At 73.0% G+C, this 6781-nt stretch carries 7 protein-coding genes and 1 pseudogene; 1 reads left to right on the forward strand and 7 read right to left on the reverse strand.

Annotated features, from left to right (window positions below; translation table 11 throughout):
- The 3 genes and pseudogenes from B4M60_RS15450 to B4M60_RS15460 all read right to left on the reverse strand — a co-directional run.
- Positions 1 to 791 (reverse strand): annotated as a pseudogene (locus tag B4M60_RS15450) (amino acid--tRNA ligase-related protein); the annotation flags it as partial.
- 21 nt (positions 792 to 812) lie between these two features.
- Complete coding sequence (gene glsA / locus B4M60_RS15455; protein WP_291086078.1) at positions 813 to 1775, reverse strand: glutaminase A; 963 nt, start codon at positions 1773 to 1775, stop codon at positions 813 to 815.
- A gap of 60 nt (positions 1776 to 1835) precedes the next feature.
- Complete coding sequence (locus B4M60_RS15460) at positions 1836 to 2240, reverse strand: rhodanese-like domain-containing protein (RefSeq protein ID WP_291086082.1); 405 nt, start codon at positions 2238 to 2240, stop codon at positions 1836 to 1838.
- 231 nt (positions 2241 to 2471) lie between these two features.
- Between B4M60_RS15460 and ygiD the strand changes: the two genes are divergently transcribed.
- The gene (gene ygiD, locus B4M60_RS15465) at positions 2472 to 3263 is read left to right on the forward strand and encodes a 4,5-DOPA dioxygenase extradiol (RefSeq protein WP_291086085.1); all 792 of its coding nucleotides are present in this window, start codon (positions 2472 to 2474) and stop codon (positions 3261 to 3263) included.
- A gap of 21 nt (positions 3264 to 3284) precedes the next feature.
- On the opposite strand, the gene B4M60_RS15470 is transcribed toward ygiD, so the two are convergent.
- From B4M60_RS15470 to B4M60_RS15485, 4 genes are read right to left on the reverse strand one after another with little or no spacing between them, the layout of a single operon-like run.
- Positions 3285 to 4055 carry a type III pantothenate kinase gene (locus B4M60_RS15470; protein WP_291086089.1) on the reverse strand — a complete coding sequence of 257 codons (771 nt, stop codon included), beginning with the start codon at positions 4053 to 4055 and terminating at the stop codon, positions 3285 to 3287.
- Between the two features lie 16 nt (positions 4056 to 4071).
- The gene (panD, locus tag B4M60_RS15475) at positions 4072 to 4497 is read right to left on the reverse strand and encodes an aspartate 1-decarboxylase (protein WP_291086092.1); all 426 of its coding nucleotides are present in this window, start codon (positions 4495 to 4497) and stop codon (positions 4072 to 4074) included.
- On the reverse strand, positions 4498 to 5484 hold the full coding sequence (gene panC, locus B4M60_RS15480; protein ID WP_291086095.1) for a pantoate--beta-alanine ligase: 987 nt from the start codon (positions 5482 to 5484) through the stop codon (positions 4498 to 4500).
- Positions 5481 to 6437 carry a Rossmann-like and DUF2520 domain-containing protein gene (locus B4M60_RS15485; RefSeq protein WP_414646822.1) on the reverse strand — a complete coding sequence of 319 codons (957 nt, stop codon included), beginning with the start codon at positions 6435 to 6437 and terminating at the stop codon, positions 5481 to 5483. Before B4M60_RS15485 ends, panC begins: the two co-directional genes overlap by 4 nt.
- Positions 6438 to 6781 lie beyond the last annotated feature (344 nt).

The following is a 6781-nucleotide window of genomic DNA, read 5'->3' on the forward strand; positions in this document are numbered from 1 at the left end:
GGCGCGATGCGCAGGTAGAGGTCCAGGTCGAGCGCGTTGGAATGGGTGACGAACGGACGGGCCGCCGCACCACCGTGCAGGGTCTGGAGCATGGGGGTCTCCACCTCGAGGAACCCCCGGGCCTCGAGGGCGGTGCGCAGCGCGCGGACCACCCGGATCCGCGTCACGGCGTTCCGTCGGGCGGTGTCCCGCATGATGAGGTCGGTGTAGCGCTGGCGGACCCTGGTGTCCTCGCTCAGGTCCTTGTGGGCCACCGGCAGCGGGCGGAGCGACTTGGCCGCGAGCACCCACGCGTCGGCCATGACGGACAGCTCGCCGCGCTTGGACCGCACCACGCGGCCGGTCACCGAGACGTGGTCGCCGAGGTCGACGTCCTGCTTCCACGCCTCAAGCCGCTCCTCGCCGACGTTGGCGAGCGAGAGCATGGCCTGCAGCTGCGGGGCGAACGCGTCGGGCCCGCCGTCGGCCGCGGGGGTCGACAGGTCGGCTCCCGGGTGCACGCCGTCCTGGAGCCGGACAAAGCAGAGCTTGCCCGTGTTGCGGACGAACAGCACCCGGCCGGCCACCGAGACCTCGACGTCGGTCTCCTCCCCCGGCTCCAGCGCGGCGAAGCGGGGGTCCGAGGCGATCTCCGCGAGCCCGTGGGTGCGCGGGACCTCGACCGGGTACGCCTGCACCCCGGAGTCGAGGAGGCGCTGCCGCTTGTCGCGGCGGATGCGCAGCTGCTCGGGGGTGTCGTCGGCGGGCTCGTTGGTTGCGGCCCCGGGCGCGGCGGGAGTCGAGTCGGTCACGGATGTCGAGGATAGTCGCCCCTATGTGGCGGGACCGAACCCGTGGTGTGACGCCGTGTCCAGCACGTGGAGGTCCAGCCGGTCCGAGAGCGCCTCGATGGCGGCCGCGGCACGGACGCTGTTGCCGTGGTCGTCCAGTCGCGGGGAGTATGCGGCCACGCCGAACCGGCCGGGCACGACCGCGAACAGGCATCCCGAGACGCCGCTCTTGGCGGGCAGGCCCACCTGGTAGACCCAGTCCCCGGCGGCGTCGTACATGCCGCACGTGAACATCACGCTGGTGGCGTAGCGCACCGCCTTGCGCCCGAGCAGCCGGTCGTCACCTCCCGGCAGCCTCCCACCGGCGGCGAGCGTCGCGGCCATGCGGGCCAGCTCCCGGGTGTCCACGCGGATCGCGCACTGGCGTCCGTATCCGGCCACCACCCGGTGGGGGTCGTCCGCCAGGTTCCCCTCCTCCGCCAGCAGGTGGGCGAGGGCCTGGTTGCGGTGGGCGTTACGGGCCTCGATGTCGATGACCTCCTGGTCCACCTCGACCTCCCGACCCACGAGCCGGGCGAACAGCGCCCGGATCTGCTCGAAGCGGGAGTCCTCGTCGTCACTCTGGTCCCCCACCAGCGCGTGGGCCGCCAGGGCCCCGGCGTTGACGAGCGCGTTGGGCGCGCGCCCGGTCCCGGCCTCGAGGGAGATCTCGTTGAAGGGATCACCGGACGGCTCGACCCCGATCCGCTTGGCCACCTCGTCGACGCCCTTCTGGTCCAGCGCCAGGGCGTAGACGAACGGTTTGGACGCGGACTGGAGGTCGAAGCGGATCTGGTCGTCTCCCGCCGACACCACGTGGCCGTCGAGATCGCAGACCGCCAGCGCGAGGGCGTCGGGGTTGGGGTGGACGTAGTCGGCGAGGTGGGGCACCAGCTCCCCGGACGAGTCCTCGCGGACCTCGTCGAGGATGTCCTGGAGGAGGTCTGCCGAGATGCCGTCGGTCATGGGGCGACCGTACCGCCGCGGGCGTGGCCGCGCCCCCGGTCGGTGGGGCGGGCCCGGACCTCAGTGGGCCGAGATCGCCGACCTCTCGCGGAGCAGGTGCTCGGCGTCCGCGAGCAGGCCGAGGGCCCGGGCGGCCCGCAGCGCGTCGTGCCCACCGTCCACCGCACGGACCCCGAGGACGCCACGGGAGTGCAGTTCGAGGGCGAACAGCTCGGCGTCGAGGCCGTCGTCGCTGACCAGGAGGACCTCGCGGCCCCCGGTGGCCGCGGCGAGCGGTGCGGACGATCGCGGATCGAGCAGCTCGACCAGCGGTCGGGCCTCCACCGCGACCGCGCCGGCCAGGACGCCCTGCCGCTCGCGCTGGGCCCGGGAGCGGATGTCCACGACGAGGGCCCCCGCCTCGACCGCGGCGCGGTAGTCGGCGACCTCGAGGGTGGTGAAGGTGGTGGTGAACGCGGTGGTCATGGTGAGCTCCCGGTGCGGTGTGTGCGGCGTGCGTAGAGGGGTTCGCTGCCGGTCAGGGACACCGGCGCCGCGCGCGCGGGGGGTGCCACCGAACCGGCCGGGGGCATTCGTCGTGCGTTCACGCCCCTGATAATAGACAGACCGGTCTATCTATTTCAAGGGGTCGCCGGCCGACAGGCTTGCGCCGGCGAGGTAGTTGATGCATCATATAGATCACACGAAGGAGTCCTCATGCCCACCACGCACAAGCGCCAGCCCGCCGTCTTCATCGGACACGGCGTCCCCCTCAACGCGCTCGAGGTCAACGAGTGGACCCGGGAATGGGCCGCCCTCGGCGAGTCCCTCCCCGAGCGGCCACGGGCCGTCCTGGCGGTGTCCGCGCACTGGTACATCAACGCCACCGCCGTCACCGCCATGTCCAACCCCCGCACGATCCACGACTTCTACGGCTTCCCCCGGGAACTGAACGAGTTCGAGTACCCCGCCTCCGGCGCCCCCGAACTCGCGGCCGAGGTCGCCGAGGTCGTCAAGCCCACCTGGGTCGGCGTCGACCGCGACTCCTGGGGCCTCGACCACGGCACGTGGTCCGTCCTCACCCACGTCTTCCCCGACGCCGACGTCCCCGTGGCGCAGCTGTCGGTGGACGCCTCCAAACCGGCGAGCTACCACTTCGACCTCGGCACCAAGCTCTCCGCGCTCCGGGATTCCGGGGTGCTGGTGCTGGCCAGCGGCAACGTGGTGCACAACCTCGCCGCGGTGGACCCCTCCCGCGGCAACTCGGGGACCGACTGGGCCCACCGCTTCGACGACCACACCCAGGAGCTGCTCACCGAGCGCCCCGAGGACGCGCTCTCCCTGGTCGAGCACCCCGACGCCCGGCTCGCCGTGCCCAGCGCCGACCACTTCCTCCCCCTGCTCTACACGGCCGGCATGGCGGCGGGGTCCGGCGAGAGGCTGGACGCCTTCAGCAAGGGGTACGCCTGGGGTTCGGTCTCCATGACCAGTTATCGCTCGGCGGCCTGAGCGCCCACCCGGCGGGGCGGGTCAGGAGTTGCGCTCGAACACCAACCGGAGGCCCTCGAGCGCCAGCTCCGGCTCGACGTCGGTGATCGTCCGGGACTCCTCCGCCACCAGGTCCGCCCGCAGGCCGGTGAGGACCACGGACGCGTCGGCGAGCTCCGCCACGTCCGACCGCAACCGGTCCACCAGGGCGTCGATCTGCCCGGCGAATCCGATCACGATCCCGGCCTGCAGCGCGGCGACGGTGTTCTTGCCCAGCGCGCTGCGCGGCCGGACCACCTCGATCCTGCGCAGCGCCGCCGCGCGCTCGGCCAGGGCGTCCACGGAGATGTCGATCCCGGGCGCGATCGCGCCGCCGAGCAACTCGCCGCGCGCGGAGACGGCGTCGACGGTGGTGGCGGTGTCGACGTCGACGACCACGACGGCGCCGTCGAACAGGGAGTGCGCGGCCAGCGCGTTGACCACCCGGTCCGAGCCCACCTCCCGCGGGTTGTCCACCAGGAGCGGCACCCCGGTCTTCACCCCGGGCGCGACGACGACGGCCGGCAGGTCCGGCCAGTAGTCCGCCGCCATCCGGCGGAGCTCCCCCGTCACCGACGGCACGACCGACATCGCGGAGATGCCGGAGAGCCGCTCCGCGCAGCCGCCCAGGAGCCCCCGGATGGTCAGGGCCAGCTCGTCGGAGGTCACCGCGGGCGAGGTCCGCATGCTCCACGTGCGCTCGAGCGGACCCCCGTCGGTGGGGAAGACGCCGAGCCGGATGTGGGTGTTGCCGACGTCGACGGTGAGAAGCATCGCTCTGCCCCGACCCCTAGACCGCGGCGGACTCGGGGACGCGCGGGTTCTTCAGGCCCGACCCCTCGGGGACGTTCGCCGGGTCGGTGCCCTCGGTGAGCATCCGGTTGTCGTCGTCGACAAAGACCACGCGGGGCTTGTAGGCCCGCGCCTCGGCGTCCTCCATCACGGCGTAGGCGATGATGATCACCAGATCGCCCGGGTGCACGAGGTGCGCGGCGGCGCCGTTGATGCTGATCACGCCCGAGCCGCGCTCGCCCGTGATGGCGTAGGTGGTCAGCCGCGAGCCGTTGTTGATGTCGACGATGTCGATCTGCTGCCCCTCGAGCAGGTCGGCGGCGTCCATCAGGTCCGCGTCGATGGTGCAGGAACCCACGTAGTGCAGGTCCGCCTGGGTGACGGTCGCCCGGTGGATCTTGGAGTGGAGCATGGTGCGCTGCATCTAGAGGCCTTCCTGGGAGTCTGCGGCCATCTCGGCCTGCTGGGCGGCGACGGTCGCCTCGGCTGCGGCGAGGAACCCGGTGCCGATGGCCACCCCGACGTTGTCGATGAGGCGGGTGGACCCGATGCGGGCGGCCACGAGCAGCCGCCCGGGCCCCTCCTCCGGCGGCTCGCCCAGATCGCCGGCGCGGAGGTCGAGGTAGTCGATCGAGATCTGCGGACGCTCGGCGAGGACCGAGCGGGCCGCGTCGAGGACCGCCCGCCTTCCGCCCTTGGCCGCGAACGTCCCGGCGACGAGGGCCGCGTTGAGGGTCGTGGCCAACTCCCGGTCCTCCTCGGAGAGGTAGCGGTTCCGCGAGCTCATGGCCAGCCCGTCGGACTCCCGGACGGTCGGCACGCCCACCACCCGCACGTCCATGTCCAGGTCGGCCACCATCTGCCGGATCAGGACGAGCTGCTGATAGTCCTTCTCCCCGAAGAACGCCTGGTGCGGCGAGACGATGTTGAACAGCTTGGCCACCACGGTGAGCATCCCCGCGAAGTGGCCCGGGCGGGCGGCGCCGTCGAGGATGTCGCCCGTCGGGCCGGGCTGGACCGTGGTCCGGGGCCCGTCGGGGTACATGGCGGCGGCCGAGGGGGCAAAGACGAGCTCGACCCCTGCCGAGGCGAGCCTGGCCACGTCCTGGTCGAGGGTGCGCGGGTAGGCGTCGAGGTCCTCGCCGGGCCCGAACTGCAACGGGTTGACGAAGATCGACACGACGACCACCGAGCCCGGGGTCCGCCGCGCGGCCTCCACCAGCGCCAGGTGCCCCTCGTGCAGCGCACCCATGGTGGGGACAAAGACGACCTGCTTGCCGACCTTGCGCAGCGACTCGGTCACGGCGTGCAGCGCGGAGGGCTCGTGGTGGATCGTCAGCTCGCCGCGGGTGTAGCCCGATCCGGGGCGGGTCGGGACCGCGGTGCGGACGGGGAAGACGGAGGTGGTCATCGCAGTTGCTCCGAGAGGTCGGGGGCGAGGAGGTCGGTGACGTCGCGGCCGGCGCCACAGCGATCCGCCGTCCGGAGCGCGAGCGCGCGGTACCCGGCGGCGATGCCGGCGTCCACGTCCTCGAGAGCGTCGAGATGGCGGGAGACCGTCACCGCGTCGCCGCGCATGACGGGACCGGTGAGCGCAGCGTCACCGGAGGCCAGGACGTTGTCGAGGGCCGCGCGCAGGAGCGGGCCCAGGGTGCGCCGGGCGAGCGCCTCGGCGTCGGAGCCGAGCATGCCGTCCGGGTCACCCTCGACCCCGCCACCGGGCAGGACGGCGAACGACGCGGCGAGCGCCTCCGCCGCGTCGTTGACCAGGGTGACGAGGTGGTTGGCGCCGTGCGCCAGGGCCGCGTGGTACAGGGCGCGGTGGGACTCGGCGACGGTCACGGGGAGGCCGCCGGTCTCCATCACCAGCATCTGACCCACGACCAGACCGACCTCGTCCGGTGAGGTCAGCGCCCACGAGCAGCCCTCCATGCGGTCGATGTCGGACTCGCCGCCGGTGAACGTCATGGCCGGGTGGGCCGCCACGACCACAGCCCCGGCGTCCGCCGCGGGCGTCAGCACCTCCGCCCCGACCGCGCCGGCGACGTGGACCACGATGTGTCCGGGGCGGAAGGCGTCGGCCGCGGCGAGCTCGGCCACCACACCGGGCAGGGCGGAGTCGGGCACGGCGAGGATGAGTAGTTCGCTGGCCGCGGCAACGGCGACGGGGTCCGCGATCCGGGCCTCGGGAAGACGGCGCGCGGCGAGATCGCGGGAACGCTCGGAGCGCGCGACGACCGCGGACACCACGTGGCCGCGGAGTTCCAGCGCTGCGCCGATGGCGGTCCCGACCCGTCCCGCGGACACGAGGCCGACGGACAGGCGGGCAGGGGGTGTTCCGGTGACGCCGAACTCGGACATCATGAGGCGCTCCAGTGCTCGATCCGTTCCAGGCCCGCTCGCGTGGCGGGTCCCAGACATCTCGGGAGTGAGCGTAGTACGGTCCAGCGCGAAGGTCGGCACCGAGTGGCGCACTTCACATGATCGTCAGGCGCGGTCAGACGGTCAGGCCGCTCCGACTGCGGGGCCGATCACTCCGCCGCGTGGCGGCGGCGGCGACCACCCGAGGGGGCGTCGTCCCCCAGGCGCGCCATGAGCTCGGCCACCGAGAGTCCACCGCCCTCGCCGTGGCGGCTGGCCGGCGCGGCCTCGGCGGCGGCGGGGGCCGCCGCGGGCCGCTCCGTCGGCTCGGGCTTCTGCTCCGGCTC

The sequence above is a fragment of the Dietzia sp. UBA5065 genome (assembly GCA_002415925.1).
GTDB lineage: Bacteria > Actinomycetota > Actinomycetes > Mycobacteriales > Mycobacteriaceae > Dietzia.